Annotated in this window: 16 protein-coding genes; 10 read left to right on the forward strand and 6 right to left on the reverse strand. The window is 71.0% G+C overall.

The genetic code is table 11. The features are described 5' to 3' along the window. Nucleotides 1–493: 493 nt before the first annotated feature. On the forward strand, nt 494–850 hold the full coding sequence (locus tag ACWEV3_RS23955; protein WP_452616065.1) for a hypothetical protein: 357 nt from the start codon (nt 494–496) through the stop codon (nt 848–850). Here the strand turns inward: ACWEV3_RS23955 and ACWEV3_RS23960 are convergent. Further along, the gene (locus tag ACWEV3_RS23960; RefSeq protein ID WP_452616066.1) at nt 837–2027 is read right to left on the reverse strand and encodes an AAA family ATPase; all 1191 of its coding nucleotides are present in this window, start codon (nt 2025–2027) and stop codon (nt 837–839) included. The two genes, ACWEV3_RS23955 and ACWEV3_RS23960, sit on opposite strands and share 14 nt — an antisense overlap. 195 nt (nt 2028–2222) lie before the next feature. On the opposite strand from ACWEV3_RS23960, the gene ACWEV3_RS23965 reads away from it, so the two are divergent. Continuing rightward, on the forward strand, nt 2223–3551 hold the full coding sequence (locus ACWEV3_RS23965) for a CoA transferase (protein ID WP_452616067.1): 1329 nt from the start codon (nt 2223–2225) through the stop codon (nt 3549–3551). A 76-nt stretch (nt 3552–3627) separates the two neighbouring features. Here the strand turns inward: ACWEV3_RS23965 and ACWEV3_RS23970 are convergent, their stop codons facing one another. Next, entirely contained in the window at nt 3628–4905 is a 1278-nt protein-coding gene (locus ACWEV3_RS23970; protein WP_452616068.1) for an acetyl-CoA C-acetyltransferase, read from the reverse strand. 105 nt (nt 4906–5010) lie between these two features. On the opposite strand from ACWEV3_RS23970, the gene ACWEV3_RS23975 reads away from it, so the two are divergent. Together ACWEV3_RS23975 and ACWEV3_RS23980 are read left to right on the forward strand one after the other, a co-directional pair. Further along, nucleotides 5011–6348, forward strand: coding sequence for a 3-oxoacyl-ACP reductase (locus ACWEV3_RS23975; protein ID WP_452616069.1), 1338 nt, complete (start codon nt 5011–5013; stop codon nt 6346–6348). A gap of 33 nt (nt 6349–6381) precedes the next feature. Then, nucleotides 6382–7512, forward strand: coding sequence for a MaoC/PaaZ C-terminal domain-containing protein (locus tag ACWEV3_RS23980; RefSeq protein WP_452616070.1), 1131 nt, complete (start codon nt 6382–6384; stop codon nt 7510–7512). A 172-nt stretch (nt 7513–7684) separates the two neighbouring features. Here the strand turns inward: ACWEV3_RS23980 and ACWEV3_RS23985 are convergent, their stop codons facing one another. Beyond that, nucleotides 7685–8338 carry a TetR/AcrR family transcriptional regulator gene (locus ACWEV3_RS23985; protein WP_452616071.1) on the reverse strand — a complete coding sequence of 218 codons (654 nt, stop codon included), beginning with the start codon at nt 8336–8338 and terminating at the stop codon, nt 7685–7687. A gap of 121 nt (nt 8339–8459) precedes the next feature. Between ACWEV3_RS23985 and ACWEV3_RS23990 the strand changes: the two genes are divergently transcribed. From ACWEV3_RS23990 to ACWEV3_RS24010, 5 genes are all read left to right on the forward strand, one after another. Then, the gene (locus tag ACWEV3_RS23990) at nt 8460–9014 is read left to right on the forward strand and encodes an SCP2 sterol-binding domain-containing protein (protein ID WP_452616072.1); all 555 of its coding nucleotides are present in this window, start codon (nt 8460–8462) and stop codon (nt 9012–9014) included. Nucleotides 9015–9259: 245 nt separating this feature from the next. Further along, a complete protein-coding gene (locus ACWEV3_RS23995) occupies nt 9260–10468 on the forward strand; it encodes an acyl-CoA dehydrogenase family protein (protein ID WP_358391143.1) in 1209 nt (402 codons plus the stop codon). A gap of 85 nt (nt 10469–10553) precedes the next feature. After that, the gene (locus ACWEV3_RS24000) at nt 10554–11123 is read left to right on the forward strand and encodes a hypothetical protein (RefSeq protein ID WP_452616073.1); all 570 of its coding nucleotides are present in this window, start codon (nt 10554–10556) and stop codon (nt 11121–11123) included. A gap of 359 nt (nt 11124–11482) precedes the next feature. After that, entirely contained in the window at nt 11483–11722 is a 240-nt protein-coding gene (locus ACWEV3_RS24005) for a hypothetical protein (RefSeq protein ID WP_452616074.1), read from the forward strand. A gap of 106 nt (nt 11723–11828) precedes the next feature. Further along, entirely contained in the window at nt 11829–12299 is a 471-nt protein-coding gene (locus tag ACWEV3_RS24010) for a pyridoxamine 5'-phosphate oxidase family protein (protein ID WP_452616075.1), read from the forward strand. A gap of 51 nt (nt 12300–12350) precedes the next feature. Here the strand turns inward: ACWEV3_RS24010 and ACWEV3_RS24015 are convergent, their stop codons facing one another. From ACWEV3_RS24015 to pdhA, 3 genes are all read right to left on the reverse strand, one after another. Continuing rightward, a complete protein-coding gene (locus tag ACWEV3_RS24015; protein WP_452616076.1) occupies nt 12351–13673 on the reverse strand; it encodes a dihydrolipoamide acetyltransferase family protein in 1323 nt (440 codons plus the stop codon). Nucleotides 13674–13906: 233 nt separating this feature from the next. Beyond that, a complete protein-coding gene (locus ACWEV3_RS24020) occupies nt 13907–14923 on the reverse strand; it encodes an alpha-ketoacid dehydrogenase subunit beta (protein WP_452616077.1) in 1017 nt (338 codons plus the stop codon). Next, complete coding sequence (gene pdhA, locus ACWEV3_RS24025) at nt 14923–16140, reverse strand: pyruvate dehydrogenase (acetyl-transferring) E1 component subunit alpha (RefSeq protein ID WP_452616078.1); 1218 nt, start codon at nt 16138–16140, stop codon at nt 14923–14925. Before pdhA ends, ACWEV3_RS24020 begins: the two co-directional genes overlap by 1 nt. 353 nt (nt 16141–16493) lie before the next feature. On the opposite strand from pdhA, the gene ACWEV3_RS24030 reads away from it, so the two are divergent. After that, complete coding sequence (locus tag ACWEV3_RS24030; RefSeq protein WP_452616079.1) at nt 16494–17153, forward strand: GOLPH3/VPS74 family protein; 660 nt, start codon at nt 16494–16496, stop codon at nt 17151–17153. The last annotated feature ends 37 nt before the right edge of the window (nt 17154–17190 follow it).

The following is a 17190-nucleotide window of genomic DNA, read 5'->3' on the forward strand; positions in this document are numbered from 1 at the left end:
CAGGACGATGACGGCTTCCATTCGCGACTCCCTTCGCACACGACGGTTCACCGGGGGACCCGGGAATAACGCCGGGTTCGGCTGGTTTCAGGTGATACGTGGGCGAGATGCCCGATACCGGCGGAGTGCCGGAATTGGAAAGCCCCGCGATGCTGCCAGGTCGGGGGTCCGACAGCACCGCGGGGTCATCCTGCATATCGACGCCCGACGGCTTCCCGTTACACACATGTCGACATGTGTCTCAGGTCACCCATGATTCGACCCGGACCAGCGAAGTCATCGGTCTTTATACAGCTCTCTAGCAGCTGATCTAGATAAGCCTAGAAAGATGTAGCGACAGCCCGGCCCGCTAGGGGACATCTCCGGGAGAACGCCCGATGAGCTGCGGCGATCCGCGCAGCACACTCCGAGGTGATCACCTCTCGGAAGGGGCCGACCGTGCGCGAACAACCCGCCGCCGTGCGGAACTCGATCCCTGCTCTGGCTGATCGCCGTGGGCGCCGGCGTCGTCGAAACGCTGATCCACGTCGTCCAGGCGCCGACCGGCCCGCTGCTGCTGCAGGCCGCAGTCCGGATGCTCATCTACGCCGCCCTGGTGCTCCGGCTCCGCAGCGGCCAGAACTGGGTGCGCTTCGTGCTGGCCGTGCTGCTCGGCGGCATCGGGATGCTGAGCATGGTCGGGCCGCCGCTCGTCTCGGCGCTGACCGGCGGCGGGATCGCCGCACCCGCGGACGCCTGGCAGCTCGCCTTCCTCCTGGTCCGCGCGCTGCACGTGATCGCCGTGGCCGGCGCGCTGGTGGCGATGTTCCGGCCGAGCGCCAACCGGTTCTTCCGGGCTATTCCTGCGTGAGCAGGTAGCGGCCGAAGTGCGGGACGGTGAACGCGATCAGGCCGCGTTCGCCCGAGTACACCAGGCCCTTCTTGATCAGGCTGTCGCGCGCCGGGGACAGCGAGGACGGGCGGCGCTCCAGGTACTCCGCGATGGACGCCGTCGGCGCCGGCTCGTCACGGCCCTCGACGAGCTCCGCCATCGCCCGCAGGTACTCGCGCTCGGCGGGCGTGGCCCGCTCGTAGCGGGAGCCGAAGAAGCCGACCGCGAGCTCGGTCTCCGCTTCCGGCGCCGCCAGCCGCACGTCCTCGTCGCTGATCTCCGCGCGCACCGCCGCGTCCCAGGTCGCCTTGCCGTAGGACTGCACGAAGTACGGGTAGCCACCGGAGATCGTGAACAGGGCGTCCAGGGCGGCCGGGGTGATCTCGGCGTCCTCGCGCTCGATGGGGGCGACGACGGCGCGGTCGGCGTCCGAGCGGTCCAGCCGGTCGATCCGCACGTAGCGGAACAGCCGCTCGGAGTAGGACTTGCTGGCCGACAGCACGGCGGGCAGGTGCGGCAGCCCCGCGCCGACGACCACCAGCGGCGCACCGGATTGGGACAGCTCGTGGCAGGCGGCGCACAGCGCCGAGACGTCGGCGGGCTGCACGTCCTGCATCTCGTCGATCAGCAGCGCGATGCCGGTGCCGACGTCCGCGGCCAGCTCGGCGACCTCGGTGAACAGCTCGACGAGGTCGATCTCGATGTCCCCGGAGTCGGCCCGGCCCTGGGCGGCGGGCACGTCGATGCCCGGCTGCCAGCGGTCCCGCAGCTTCGCGCCTTCCGGATTCGCCTTCAGCGCGAACGCCTTCAGGACGGCGAGCACTTCCTCGACGCGGTCCGGGGCGCGGTGCCGGACGGCGAGATCGCGGATCGCGCGGTGCAGCGCGGCGGACAGCGGGCGCCGCAGCCCGGCCTCCGGGCGGGCTTCCACCTTGCCCGCGCCCCAACCGCGCTTGACCGCCATCGAACGCAGCTCGCCGAGCAGCACCGTCTTGCCGACGCCGCGCAGGCCGGTGAGCACGAGGCTGCGCTCCGGGCGACCGCGCGCGACTCGTTCGAGCACGACGTCGAAGGCGTCGACCTCGCGATCCCGGCCGGCCAGTTCGGGCGGCCGCTGTCCGGCGCCAGGGGCGAAGGGGTTGCGGACCGGGTCCATTCCTCGGACTTTATCCAGTCGTCTAGCGCTGATTCGATATTCGGCGAGAAACCGCGATGGGTGTGTTGGCGCCGGCTCGACGGATATCCACTCGTCTAGGGAAATCGCTAGACCGAGCGATACTCCGGAATCCGGGGCCTGTGATCTTCGGCCGGACCTGCTGCGGTGGCCGCTTCGAGCACCGAGGATCTGGCCATGGAGCCCTGGCTGAACCCGTTGTCGGAAGCGCTGGGAACACTCGGGGTCGATCGCGATCCCGCCGAGCTGGCGGTGGTCGGCGGCCTCGGGCACCTCGCATCACGACTGCCGGTGGAGGACACCGCGATCGCCTGCGTCGGCGCGGCGCTGCTCACGTCGACCCGGCGGCCCGTCGAGCTCGCGACCGGGCACATCGCCGCCGCGATGCGCAGCGAGGCCCACCTCCGGCTCGACGGCGAGCCACCGCTGGACGGCTTCGCGCCGATGTCGCGGTTCTGGCGAACCGCGGACGGCTGGGTCCGCACGCACGGCAACTACCCGTGGCACCGCGAAGCGCTGGGGCGCGCGCTCGGCACGCCCGATGACGTCGCGGCCGTGGCGTCGGCGATCGGGGAACTCCCGGCGCGCGAGGTGGAATCACGCGTGGTCGAGGCCGGTGGGATCGCCGCCGCCGTGCGCACTCCGCAGGAATGGCTGGCCGAGCCGCCGGGGCGGGCCGTCGCGGCGCAGCCGCTCGTCAGGACGGACCGGATCGGCGACGCCGCGCCGCGGAGCGGGGGAGACCGGCTCCGGGTGCTCGACCTGACGCGGGTGATCGCCGGGCCGGTGTGCACCCGCTTCCTCGCGGCGCTCGGCGCGGACGTGCTGCGCATCGACCCGCCGCACCGCCCGGAACGCCCCGGCAGCTACGACACGCTGCTCGGCAAGCGGACCGCCGTGCTCGACGCGGACGAGCCGGAAGGCCTTGCGCTGCTTCACGAACTGCTGGCCGGGGCCGATGTGCTCGTGCACGGCTACCGGCCGGGCGCGCTCCGCCGCTTCGGGCTCGGCGCCGAGGAGCTCGCCGAACGGCATCCGGGCCTGGTGGTGGTCTCGCTGTCGGCTTGGGGAACGGCCGGGCCGTGGGGCGAGCGGCGCGGCTTCGACAGCATCGTGCAGGCCGCCTCCGGAATCGCCACCGTCGAGTCCACATCGGACGAACCGGGCGCGCTGCCCTGCCAATTGCTCGACCACGGCACCGGCTACCTCTGCGCGGCGGCGGTGCTCGACGGCCTGCGGCGGCAATCCGAGTCCGGTGGCACCTGGCTGCGCGAACTCTCCCTGGCCCGGACCGCGCACTGGCTCCTCGGCCTACCCCGCGCGGAACGCCCGCCGGTCCCGGCGGACGCCGAACGCTGGCTGACCGGACTCGACTCCCCGGACGGCCGGATCACCGCGGTCGCCCCGCCCGGCCGGATCGACGGAAAACCCCTGACCTGGCCCTTCGTCCACGCCTACGGCACCGACGAACCCCGCTGGAGCCCGCCGAGCATTACGAACCCGTGAGTGCTTTGTGCCGCTGTAGCAGCACAAAGCACTCACGGGTTCTGAGCAGCCAAGACGGAGCTCCCCGGGTGCCGGGTCAGCGTTCGAGGATCGCCGTCATGCCCTGGCCGCCCGCCGCGCAGATGGAGATCAGGCCCCGGCCCGAGCCCTTCTCCGCGAGCAGCTTCGCCAGGGTCGCCACGATCCGGCCGCCCGTTGCCGCGAACGGGTGGCCCGCCGCCAGGGACGAGCCGTTGACGTTGAGCTTCGCCGGGTCGATCTCGCCCAGCGGCTCGGCCCGGCCGAGCCGGTCCTTGCAGAACTCCGGGTCCTGCCAGGCCTTCAGGGTCGCCAGCACCTGCGAGGCGAACGCCTCGTGCACCTCGTAGAAGTCGAAGTCGCCCAGCTCCAGGCCCGTCCGGTCGAGCAGCTTCGGAACCGCGTAGGCCGGGGCCATCAGCAGGCCGTCGTCGCCGCTGACGTGGTCGACCGCGCCGGACACCACCTCGCCGAGGTAGGCCAGCACCGGCAGCCGCCGCTGCTCGGCCCACTCCTCGCTGGCCAGCAGCACGGTGGACGCGCCGTCGGTCAGCGGCGTCGAGTTGCCCGCGGTCATGGTCGCGCCCTCGCCGCGGCCGAACACCGGCTTGAGCTTGGCGAGCTTCTCCGCCGAGCTGTCCGGCCGCAGGTTCTGGTCGCGGGCCTGGCCCTGGAACGACGTGATCAGGTCGTCGAAGAAGCCGCGGTCGTAAGCGGCGGCGAGCCGCTGGTGGCTGCGCGCGGCCAGCTCGTCCTGCTCCTCGCGGCCGATCCCCCAGGCCAGCGCGGTCTTCGCGGCGTGCTCGCCCATCGAAAGCCCGGTGCGGGGCTCGGCGTTGCGCGGGATCTCCGGCACGACGTGCTGCGGCCGGACGCCGGCCAGCGCCTTCAGCCGGCCGGCCGCGGTCTTGGCGTGGTTGGCCCGCAGCAGAACGCGGCGCAGGTCCTCGTTGACCGCGATCGGCGCGTCGCTGGCCGAGTCGACGCCGCCGGCGATGCCGACGTCGAGCTGGCCGAGGGCGATCTTGTTCGCCACCGACACCACGCTCTCCAGCCCGGTCGCGCAGGCCATCTGCACGTCGTGGGCGGGGGTGCGCGGGTCGAGCCGGGAGCCCAGCACGGTCTCGCGCGCCAGGTTGAAGTCGCGGCTGTGCTTCAGCACCGCCCCGGCGACGAACTCGCCGAGCCGCTCGCCCTGCAGCCCGAACCGCGCGATCAGCCCGTCCAGGGCCGCGGTGAGCATGTCCTGGTTGGAGGCGCGGGCGTAGGGGCCACCGGACCGGGCGAACGGAATCCGGTTGCCGCCGATGATCGCTACTCGCCGAACGGTGGCCATGGCCTGACTCCCTAGTTGATGCGATGCTCTCTGGCAACCTAACCTACCCGTGGGTAGGTTTGTCGTCGAGCGAACTTCGCGCCCCCAACCCGCGGGAGTGTCCACATGGCCGACCGGTACCAGCAGTTCACCCTGTCCCCGATCGGGCGGCAGGTCGTCAAGCGGCTCGGCCTGCCCGCGCCGACGCCGCTGCGCCGCTACCGCCCCGGCGATCCCGTGGTCAGCGGCCCGGTGCTGGTCGGCGCCGCGCCCGGCGGCCGGCTCGGCGACGCGATCGCGGCGACCCTCGACGACGTTCACACCAAGGTCCACCAGACCCCGGCCGAAGGCGAGCGCTACTCAGCGCTGATCTTCGACGCGACCGGCATCGAAAGCAGTGAACAACTGCGCGAGCTGCGCGAGTTCTTCGGCCCGACGATCCGCCAGACCGACCGCTGCGGCCGGGTGATCGTGCTCGGCGCACCGCCCGAAGAGCAGCAGGACCCACGCGCGCACACCGCGCAGCGCGCTCTCGAAGGCTTCGTCCGCACGGCGGGCAAGGAGCTCAAGCGCGGCGCGACCGCGCAGCTGGTCTACGTCGCCAGGGGAGCCGAGGGCGCGCTCGACTCGACGCTGCGGTTCCTGCTCTCGTCGAAGTCCGCGTACGTCTCCGGGCAGGTGGTCCGGGTCGGCCCGGCGGAGGTGCCGGAGGTCGACCGGGAAAGCCCGCTGCGCGACAAGATCGCCCTGGTCACCGGCGCATCGCGGGGCATCGGCGAGGCGATCGCGGAGACCCTCGCGCGCGACGGCGCGCACGTGGTGTGCCTGGACGTGCCCGCGCAGGGCGGCGACCTCGCCAAGGTCGCCAACCGCATCGGCGGCTCGACGCTGCAGCTGGACATCACCGCCGACGACGCGCCCAACCGGATCGCGGAGCACTTCGCGCAGCGCCACGGCGGGCTCGACGTCGTGGTGCACAACGCCGGCATCACGCGGGACAAGACGATCGGCCGGATGACGTCGCAGCAGTGGGACGCGGTGCTCGCGGTGAACCTGACCGCGCAGGAGCGGATCAACGAACTGCTGCTCGCCGCCGGCTCCCCGCTGCGGCCCGGCGGGCGGATCATCGGCGTCGCCTCGATCAGCGGCATCGCGGGCAACGTCGGGCAGGGCAACTACGCGGCCTCCAAGGCCGGCGTGATCGGGCACGTGCGATCCATCGCCGGGATCGCGGCGAGCCGCGGGGCCACCATCAACGCGGTCGCGCCGGGCTTCATCGAGACCAAGATGACCGCGGCCGTCCCGCTGTTCGTGCGCGAGGCGGGCCGCCGGATGAACAGCATGTCCCAGGGCGGGCTGCCGGTGGACGTCGCGGAGACCATCGCCTGGTTCGCCGACCCGGCGTCGGCCGGGGTGAACGGCAACGTGGTCCGGGTCTGCGGCCAGAGCCTCCTCGGCGCCTGATCCCCGAACCAGTCGACGGAACGGAAACCCGCGATGCCGGAACTGAGCACTGCACCGAAGCTTTCCGCGCTGTACCTCAAGGCGGTCGCGACCGGGCCGACCCGGCGCGGCGACGGCCTGCCGGACACCGAGTACCTGCGGCGCGACATCGAGATCGACCGCGATCAGCTCGCCGAGTACAACCGGGTGTGCGGGTTCGGGCTGCGCGACGAGCTCCCGATCACCTACCCGCACGTGCTGTCGTTCCCGCTGTCGGTGCGGCTGATGACCGATCCGGGGTTCCCGTTCCCGCTGGTCGGGTTGGTGCACGTGACCAACACGATCCGCCAGGAGCGCCCGCTGCTGGTCACCGACGTGCTGACGCAGCGGGTCCGGGTGGCCGGCCTGCGCCCGCACCCGAAGGGGCGGCAGTTCGACGTCATCACCGAGACCAGCGCGGGCGGCGAGGTGGTGTGGCGGGAGGTCAGCACCTACCTCCGGCGCGGCGGAGCGCCCGAGCAGGCGGAGCGCGGCGAGGCGCGGCCACGGGACGCAGCCGGGGAGCCGGCGAGACAGCCAGGCGAAGCGACGCCAGAGCACGACGAGGCATCAGGGCAGCCAGGCAAGCCGACGCCAGACCACGACGAGGCGACGAGGCAGCCAGGCAAGCCGACGCCAGACCACGACGAGGCGACGAGGCAGCCAGGCAAGCCGACGCCAGACCACGACGAGGCGACGAGGCAGCTGGCAGCGGCATCGGAGCTGGGCGAGGCGTCAGGGCAGCCAGGCGAAGCGACGCCAGACCGCGAGGCGACGAGGCAGCCGGCAGCGGCATCGGAGCTGGGCACGACGGGGGAGCCGACGGCGACCTGGCGGGTGCCGGGCGACACCGGGCGGCGGTACGCGGCGGTTTCCGGAGACCGCAACCCGATCCACCTGCATCCCCTGACGGCCAAGGCTTTCGGGTTCCCGCGGGCGATCGCGCACGGCATGTGGTCGAAGGCCCGCTGCCTGGCGGCGTTCGCGGAGCGGCTGCCGGACGCGTACTCGGTGGACGTCGAGTTCCGCAAGCCGCTGCTGCTGCCATCCACAGTGGACTTCACGATGAGCAGGCAGGACACCGGCTGGAACTTCGCCCTCCACGCCCGCTCCGGCAAACCCCACCTGTTCGGCGAGATCCGCTGAGGCAAGCCGACCCCAGCTCCAGACGTGACCCCAGTTTCAATTGAAACTGCACCCCTTCGGCGTGTCGGGACCACGACACACCGAACCCTGTGGAGAACTCCCCGTGGCTGTGGAGAACTTCCGCAATTTCAATGGAAATCGGACCTTCGATTTCCATTGAAATTGCGGTCCACTAGGGGCTCGGGGTCCAGGAGCGGCCTTCGACGAGGTCGCCGAAGCCCATCCAGACCATGTTCATCAGGCGCATCGCCATCCCCTCGGCGGCGTGCTCGGGATGCTGGAACCACCACTCCACCAGCGACTCGCCGGCCCCGACCAGGGCCACCGCGAACGGCTCGGTCTGCTCCGCCTGCATCGGCTGCGCCGATGCCGCGGTCGCCTGCGCCAGCAGCGCCGCGATCAGGCTGGTCGCCCGCTCCCGCCACTCCACCAGCTCCGAGACGAACGGCTCGCCCTGCAGGTTCGCCTGCCGGTGCAGCACGGTCCAGCCCGCCTGGTTCTGGTGCACGTACTCGAAGAACACCTGCAGGCCGCGCCACAGCTGCTCGTCCGGGCTGAGCCCGGCTTCGACGGCCGTGCTGATCGCCTCGATCAGCCGGGCCGCCTCCCGCCGGATGCAGGCCACGAACAACTCGTCCTTGGCACCGAGGTAGGCGTAGAGCATCGGCTTGGAGATGCCCGCGACCTCGGAGATCTCGTCCATCGACGCGGTGTGGAAGCCGTGCGTGGCGAACACCTCGACCGCGGCGTCCAGGATCTGCCGCTCGCGAACCGCCCGCGGCAGGCGCCGCGACCGGGGGCGGCCGTTGTCCTGACGATCGACCATCTCACCTCTTACGCTGGTCTTTTCCGGTCAGGCTAGATCAGATCAGATCCGCCGCGCCCGCTTGCCTTCGAACCTACTCGAACGTAGTCTTACTCACGAGTAGGTAATGGAGGTGGCACCGATGCCCCAACCCGAGACCGACCCGATCGCGGCCCTCGGCGAGGTCGACCCCAAGAAGGTCGGCAAGGAAGAGTTCGTCGCACTGCTCGAAGCCGCCTCCGAGATCGCCGGCAGCGGCACCCCGGTCGACCTGAGCGCGCTGCGACCGGAGCAGTTCGCGCGGCTGATCTCGCGCGCCTCCGACGCCCAGGTCGAAGCCGTGATGGAACGTCCCGAGCTGCGCGAACGCATCCTCGACGAGGTGTTCCGGCGGATGGGCGAGCACTACAAGACCGAGAAGGCCGGCTCGATCGAGGCCGTGGTGCGGTGGCGGATCGGCACTGATGACGACCTGCTGCGCTACGAATGCGTGCTGGCCGACGGCCAGTGCACCGTCAGCAAGGACCCGCAGCACGAGCCGCGGGTGACGATCACGACGCCTCCGGCGGATTTCCTGAAACTGGCCTCCGGCAACGCCTCGGCGCCCATGCTGTTCATGAAGGGCAAGCTCAAGGTCGCCGGCGACCTCGGCTTCGCCGCCGGTCTGACGAAGCTCTTCCAGATCCCCAAGGCCTGAAAGAATGCACGGCTCATTTTCGCGGCGGTGCGGGTGGCGGCCCCCTGCGGGAATTACGGCCGTCGCCTGGACTGCCCCGACTTGAGTATGTCCGGCCCTCGCCCAGGCGACGTCTGAGAACCCGCGGCGGTGCAAGTTGCGAGGATGGGCTTAGCGGCTTCGCCGCTTCAAAAACGAAGAATAGAGCCGAGTTCAAGAACAGGCAGGCGCCACGGCTGCGGCCGGACTACACCGACAGGACGGCGATGACTTTCTCCCTGGAACTGAGCGAGGAACAGCAGGAGCTGCGCGACTGGGTGCACGGCTTCGCCGAGCAGACCATCCGGCCGGCCGCGCGGGAATGGGACGAGCGCGAGGAAACCCCCTGGCCGATCATCCAGGAGGCCGCCAAGATCGGGCTCTACGGCTTCGAAACGCTGGCCACGTTCTGGGCCGACGACACCGGCCTGTCGCTGCCGATCGCCAACGAGGAGCTGTTCTGGGGCGACGGCGGCATCGGCATGGCGATCTTCGGCACCACCCTCGCGGTAGCCGGGATCTTCGCCGCGGGCACGCCCGACCAGCTCGCCGAGTGGGTGCCGCAGTGCTACGGCGACGCGGACGACCCGAAGGTCGCGGCGTTCTGCTCGTCGGAGCCCGGGGCCGGTTCCGACGTCGCGGCGATGCGCACCCGCGCGGTCTACGACGAGGCCACCGACGAGTGGGTGCTCAACGGCCAGAAGGCGTGGGCCACCAACGGCGGAATCGCGAACGTGCACGTCGTGCAGGCGGTCGTGGACCCGGAGCTGGGCTCCCGCGGCCAGGCCGCGTTCGTGGTGCCGCCGGGCACCAAGGGCCTGGAGGCGCCGAGCAAGATCCGCAAGCACGGGCTGCGCGCCTCGCACACCGCCGACGTGTTCCTGGACGACGTGCGGGTGCCCGGCAGCTGCCTGCTGGGCGGCAAGGAGAAGCTGGACGAGCGGCTGGCCCGCGCCCGCGAGGGCGGCAAGGCCAGCTCGCAGGCGGCGATGAAGACCTTCGAGCTGTCCCGCCCGACCGTCGGCGCGCAGGCCATCGGCATCGCGCGGGCGGCCTACGAGACCGCCCTGGAGTACGCGCAGCAGCGGGAGACCTTCGGGCGGCCCATCATCGAGAACCAGTCGATCGCGTTCACGCTGGCCGACATGCGGATGGAGATCGACGCGGCGCGGCTGCTGGTGTGGCGGGCGGCGTGGCTGGGCCGCAACGGCGGGTTCACCGCGGGCGAGGGCTCGATGTCGAAGCTCAAGGCGGGTCGGGTGGCCACCTGGGCGACGGAGCGGGCGATCCAGATCCTCGGCGGCAACGGCTACACCCGGGAATTCCCGGTGGAGCGGATGCACCGCGACGCCAAGATCTACGACATCTTCGAAGGCACCGAGCAGATCCAGCAGCTGGTGGTGGCCAGGGCCATCTCCGGCAAGCACATCGCTTGAGCCCGCCGGGCCGTCGCGCGTTCCCGCGGCGGCCCGATCTTCGAAAGCCGCTCCGCCGGCCGTTCGGCGGTGCCAGCATCGCGGCATGTTCGAACAGTTCCTCGACGCCTACCGGCTCACCGCCTCCGGCGGCGGGCAGGAGGTTCCCGGCTCCGTCCACCCCGTCCTCGCGCCGCTGTTCTCGCAGCTCGGCGGCAGCACCTTCGACGACGGGCTGTACCGGGTGCACACCCCGGCGAGCGCGGCGGTGATCGACGGCTACGTCGTGGACGCGTTCCCCGAGCTGGACGGGCGGGTGGCCTGCTTCGGCTTCGACTGGCTCGGGCAGCAGTGGGCCATCGACACCGGGTCCGGGACGCCCGACGATCCGCACATCCTGCTGCTCAACCCCAACACCGGCGAGGTGAGCCCGTTCCCCGTCGCCTTCTCCCGGTTCCACGACGACGTGCTCGTCGACATCAAGGACCTCGGCGAGCGGCATCTCGGCGAGTGGGCGGCGGAGTACCCGGGGCAGCTCCCGCTGGCCTTCGACGAGTGCGTCGGGAACAAGATCCCGATCTTCATCGGCGGGGACGACTCGTTCGAGAACATGCGGAAGCAGAACATCCAGGTGCTCTGGGGCACCCACAGCCAGATCCTCGGCCAGCTCCGCTAGTGGCCCGGAAAGCTCGGTTGGCCATGGTTTGCCCGGGTTCGCGGAGTGGCGCTCGCCACGGTGCGGAATTGCACAAAGTGAGCGCGGGTTGAACTGCAGCGGTGCACCATTTCGTGGGCCCGTGCATCGGCGCTACACGGCAAGTGCACCATGGGACTGGTCCGAATGGATGAATGTCGTCGGCGGTGGAGTCATCATCCGCCTCGGCGCGCGTCACACCGACGTGGGACGGGCACCTTGCGGTGTCCGGCTGCGCCGGGCGAGCTCCTCGGGGAGGGCTCGGAACGGGACGCGGTGGGCGACGACGTCGCGCGCGGCGGCCCGGCCACAGCTTCGAGAGTGAACGGGAGGGCGAAGCGGTGAAGAAGACCACCCCTGACCTGGAGACACCGATCTTCCGGGAACTGAACAACGAGCTCGGCGAGCTGCCCGAGATCGACATCCACGACTTCGACAAGCACTCGTTCGACTTCCTCCGCGAGTACGACGAGCAGAAGTCGTCGGCGGACGAGCCCGCGGAGGCGGCCGAGCCGGTGGCGGCGTCGGCATCGGCGGGCGGCGGATCCCGGCGCGGCGGACGGCGCCGCAAGGGCGACTGACCCGATTCCGGTTTTGCGCGAACGGCCTGTTCGCCTCACAAGACGAGGTGAACAGGCCGTTCGCCGCGTCCCGCGAGTGTCGGTGCGGCCTGCCAACATGGCGCGCATGACGTCGTGGCAGGAATTCGCCGAACAAGCGCCCGAACTGGCGGAAAGCGTCCGGGCGCGGTTGGAGGCGGCCAAGCACCACGTGCTGGCCACGCTGCGCCGGGACGGTTCGCCGCGGGTCAGCGGCACGGAGGTCGGCTGGCGCGGACCGGAACTCACGCTGGGCTCGATGCCCGGCGCCAAGAAGGCCCTGGACCTGCGTCGGGATCAGCGGTTCGCGCTGCACGCCAACCCCGGCGACGGTTCGATGGCGACCCCGGACGTGAAGATCGCCGGCCGGGCGGTCGAGGTCACCGGCGACGAGCTGCGGGCCTGGATCGAGGAGGCCAAGCCGCCGAGCGAGGACTCGCACCTCTTCCGCCTGGACCTCACCGAGGTGACCACCACCGGCCTCTCCGACGACCAGACCCACCTGGTCATCCGGCACTGGACGCCGGCCGAAGGCGTCCGCACCTTCAAGCGCGCGTGAGGAGGCGCCTTCCACCGGTGCTGCCGGTGGGAGGCGCCTCCTCGGTGCGGATCAGTACGTGATGGCCATGCTCGGGTCGGCCAGGAGCGCTCCGACGTCCGCGAGGAACTGGGAGCCCTGCTGGCCGTCGACCACCCGGTGGTCGAAGCTCAGCGCGAGCTGGCAGACCTTCCGGGGCACCACCCGGCCGTCCACCACCCACGGCATGTCGCGGATCGCGCCGAGCGCGAGGATCGCGGACTCGCCCGGGTTGAGGATCGGCGTCCCGGTGTCGACGCCGAACACGCCGACGTTGGTGATCGTGATCGTGCCGCCCACCATCTCCGCCGGGGTCGTCTTGCCCTCCCGCGCGGTCGTGGCGAGCCGCTCCAGCGCCTCCGCCAGCTCCTTCAGGGACATCCGGTCGGCGTCGCGGACCTTGGGCACCACCAGGCCGCGCGGCGTGGCCGCCGCGATGCCCAGGTGCACGTAGTCCTTGTAGACGATCTCGCCGGCCGCCCCGTCCCAGGTGGCGTTGACGTCCGGGGTCCGGCGGGCCGCGAGGCACACGGCCTTCGCCGCGAACGCCAGCGGCGTGACCTTGACGCCGCGGAACTCCGGGTGCGATTTCAGGCGTTCCCTCAGCTCCATCATCGGCGTGACGTCGATGGTGAGGAACTCGGTGACGTGCGGGGCGGTGAACGCGCTGTCCACCATCGCCTGCGCGGTCGCCTTGCGGACACCCTTGATCGGCACCCGCCGCTCCCGCCCGGCCGGCGCTTCGGCCGCCGCGGGCAGCCCGGCGGTCGCGGCGGACTGCACGTCCTCGCGGGTGATCACGCCACCGGCGCCGGACCCGCTGAGCGCGGTCAGGTCCACGCCGAGGTCCTTGGCCAGCTTGCGCACCGGCGGCTTCGCCAGCGGCACGTAGCCGCCCTGCTCCACCACGACAGGTTCGGGCACCGGCTCCACCGCGACCGGTTCGGGCGCCGGAACCTCCACGACCTGCGCGGCGGCGGGCACCCGGCCCTTGCGCGGGCGGCGCTTGGCGCTCGCCGTCCGCGGGCCGTAGCCGACCAGCGTGGCGATGCGGCCGTTGGACTCCTCGCCGATCTTGCCGGACCCCTCGGCGGGGGCGGCTCCACCGGCCGAGCCTTCGAGGTCGATCGCGATGATCGGCGACCCGACCTCGACGGTCTGCCCCGGGTCGACGAGCAGCTCGCGGACCGTGCCGGCCCACGGGCAGGGCAGCTCGACGGACGCCTTGGCCGTCTCGATCTCGACGATCACCTGGTTGACGGTGACGGCGTCACCGGGCTGGACGCGCCAGCCGAGGATTTCCGCTTCGGTCAGCCCCTCGCCGACGTCGGGCAGCGGGAAGTGCTTCAGTGCCATCGAACGACTCCTTCAGAGCCTGTTGGCGAACTCGGTCTTGATTTTGTCTTTGAAGCGGCGAAGCCGCTTGGCCCGCCCTCGCAACTCGCGCCGCCGCGGAGCCGCAGCCTGTGCTTGGCGCCGGAGTCCGCAATTTCCATTGAAATCGAACCTTCGATTTCAATGGAACTTGCGGAGAACCGCGTCCGGACGGCACGGCAGTGCAGCACGAGTTCGGAGAAGACGGGCCGTTTTCAGTACGCCAACGAGCGGTCGACCGCGTCGAGCACCCGATCCAGGTCGGGCAGGTAGCCCTCCTCCAGCTTGCTGGGCGGGTAGGGCGTGTCGAAGCCCGTCGCGCGCAGCACCGGGGCCTCCAGCGAGTAGAAGCACTCCTGCTGCACCCTCGTGGCGATCTCCGAGGTGACCGATGCCTCCGCCGGGGCCTCGCTGACCAGCACCAGCCGGCCGGTGCGGCGCACCGACTCGAACACCGGGTCCAGGTCCAGCGGCGACAGCGTGCGCAGGTCGATGACCTCCAGCTCCAGCCCGTCCTCGGCCGCCGCGGCCGCCGCGTCGAGGCAGGTGCGGACCATCGGCCCGTACGCCGCCACGGTCACCGCCGAACCGGCGCGCGCCACGCGCGAGCTGAACAGCGGGATCGGCGGCGTGCTCGGGTCGAGCTCGGCCTTCTCGTAGTAGCGGCGCTTCGGCTCGAAGAACAGCACCGGGTCGTCGCACTCGATGGCCTGCTGCAGCATCCAGTAGGCGTCCACCGGGTTCGAGCAGGACACCACCTTCAGGCCGCCGATGTGCGCGAACAGCGATTCCGGCGACTCCGAGTGGTGCTCGACGGCGCCGATGCCGCCGCCGAAGGGCACCCGCACCACGACCGGCATCTTCAGCTTGCCCTGGCTGCGGAAGTGCAGCTTGGCCAGCTGGGAGACGATCTGGTCGAAGCCGGGGAAGATGAAGCCGTCGAACTGGATCTCGCACACCGGGCGGTAGCCGCGGATGGCCAGCCCGATGGCGGCGCCGATGATGCCGGACTCGGCCAGCGGGGTGTCCAGCACGCGGTGCTCGCCGAAGTCCTTCTGCAGGCCGTCGGTGATCCGGAAGACGCCGCCGAGCTTGCCGACGTCCTCGCCCATCACCAGGACCTTCGGGTCGCGTTCCAGCGACGCGCGCAGGCCCATGTTCAGCGCCTTGGCGATCGTGACGGTCTGGGTCCCCGCCGTGGCGGTCGGGCGTTCCAACGCGGGCGCGGCCATCAGCGCACACCTCCTGCCATCGCCTCGTCGGCGAATCCGGCCAGGTACTGCAGGTAGTCCTCGCGCTGGGCGGCCAGCTGCGGGGTTTCCTCGGCGTAGACCTCGGAGAACATCCGTTCGGGCGGTGGTTCGGGCATGTTGAAGCAGAAGTCGCGCAGCCGGGCGGCGAGCTCGTCGGCCTCGGCGTCGACGCCGTCGAAGAAGCCCTGGTCGGCGATCTGCTCGCGGACCAGGTGCACGCGCAGCCGTTCGATCGGGTCCTTGAGCTTCCAGGCCTCGTGCTCGTCGGCCAGCCGGTACCGGGTCGGGTCGTCGGAGGTGGTGTGCGCGTCCATCCGGTAGGTGAACGCCTCGATCAGCACCGGGCCGTTGCCCTGGCGGCACTCGTCCAGCGCCCACTTGCTGACCGCGAGGCTGGCCAGCACGTCGTTGCCGTCCACCCGGATGCCGGGGAAGCCGTACCCGCTGGCGCGCCGGTAGAGCGGCACGCGGGTCTGGCGCTCCAGCGGCTCGGAGATCGCCCACTGGTTGTTCTGGCAGAAGAAGACCACCGGCGCGTCGTAGACGGCCGACCACACCATCGCCTCGTGCACGTCGCCCTGGCTGGTGGCGCCGTCGCCGAAGAAGACCATGGTGGCCTCGCCGTCGGGCTCGCCGACCTTGCCGTCGAAGCGCTGGCCCATCGCGTAGCCGGTGGCGTTCAGGCACTGGTTGCCGATGACGATCGTGTACAGGTGGAACCGGGTGTCGACCGGGTCCCAGCTGCCGTGGTCGGTGCCGCGGAAGATGCCCAGCAGGTCGGTCGGATCGATGCCGCGGCACCAGGCGACGCCGTGCTCGCGGTAGCTGGGGAAGGCCATGTCCTGCGGCTTCAGCGCCCGGCCGGCCCCGATCTGGGCGGCTTCCTGGCCGAGCAACGGCACCCAGATGCCCAGTTGGCCCTGGCGCTGCAGGGCGTTGCCCTCCCGGTCGGCGCGGCGCACCAGCACCATGTCCCGGTACAGGTCGCGCAGCTGCGCGTCGGAGACGTCGATGTCGAAGTCCGGGTGTTCGACCCGCTGACCTTCTGGGGTGAGTAGCTGAACCAGGTCAGCTCCACCTTCGCTCGTGGCGCGCAAACCGGCGATCACCTGCTCCCGTGTGGGTTTCGCTGCGACAGCGGCAGGGGGGCCGGTGGTGCCTTCGGTCTCGGGTCGCGTCCATTGCTCGGGGGACATGCGTGATCTCCTCGTGTCGCGCCGGCCCACCCGCTTGTGGCGGTGTGGCCCGACTGCCCCGGCGAAACCGCAGGTGATCTGGTGGATCGCCTGGCGTTCCGGCCGGAGCGGTTGGATCGCTCCCCGTCATCCTGGCACGAAACCGGTCGTTTTCGTGAGCCCTGCCACAGGGATTCGGCCCGACCGCGGCCCGGTCGGCGTCCTCCCGTGTGATCACCGTAGTTCGCCGCCGGAAAAGGCAAAACCGCAGGTCATCGAAGTAATGGAGGTCCGACTAATGCTTTGTGGACCATCGCGGTACCGATATTGCGAAGCCGGTGTCTCCGGCGGAGAAAATAGGACAAACTGGACCCATGGCCGAGTTCCCCAACCCGCTCGCGCTGCCCGACGAGTTCGTCCTGCTGCTGCACAAGGACAACGGCACCTACTTCGTCAGCGCGAACCCGAACACGGCGACCGCCGCAGCCGAGATCGGCGAGCTGGTCCTGCGGGGCCGCGTCGAGCTGACCGGCACGGCGGTGCGCCTGGTCGACTCCGGTTCGAGCGGACTGCCGTGGATGGACCGGCTGTTCGAGGACTTCCGGCAACGGGCCGGGCGGCCGAACCGGCCGATCGACCTGAGCTGGTGGCTGGCGGGGCGCACCGGCACGTTCGCGACGCATCGCCAGGTGCTGGTCGAGCACGGGCTCCTGCGCCGCGAACGGCGGAAGTTCCTGGGCGTGCTGCCGGACGACCGCTACCACCCGGATCGCGGTGTCCGCGGCGCGCTGGTCGCCGAGCTGCACGAACTGGCCGCCGACCGGCGGCCGGTCGACGAGCGGTTGGCCCTGCTCAGCGCGGTGACCTACCGCAGCGGGCTGGTGTACCTGCTCGACTTCGACCGCGCGCAGCGGAACCGGCTGAAGTCGATCGCCGAGACCGAGGACCTGGGCAACGCCGTCGGCGCGGCGGTCTCGGCGGCGCTGGCGGCGATCACGGCGGTCCCGGCGATCATCGTCGCGGCGGGCGGCTGAACCCCGCCGCCGCTGGCTGTGCGCTGCCGGGCGGCGA

The organism is Saccharopolyspora sp. NPDC003752 (assembly GCF_053605825.1).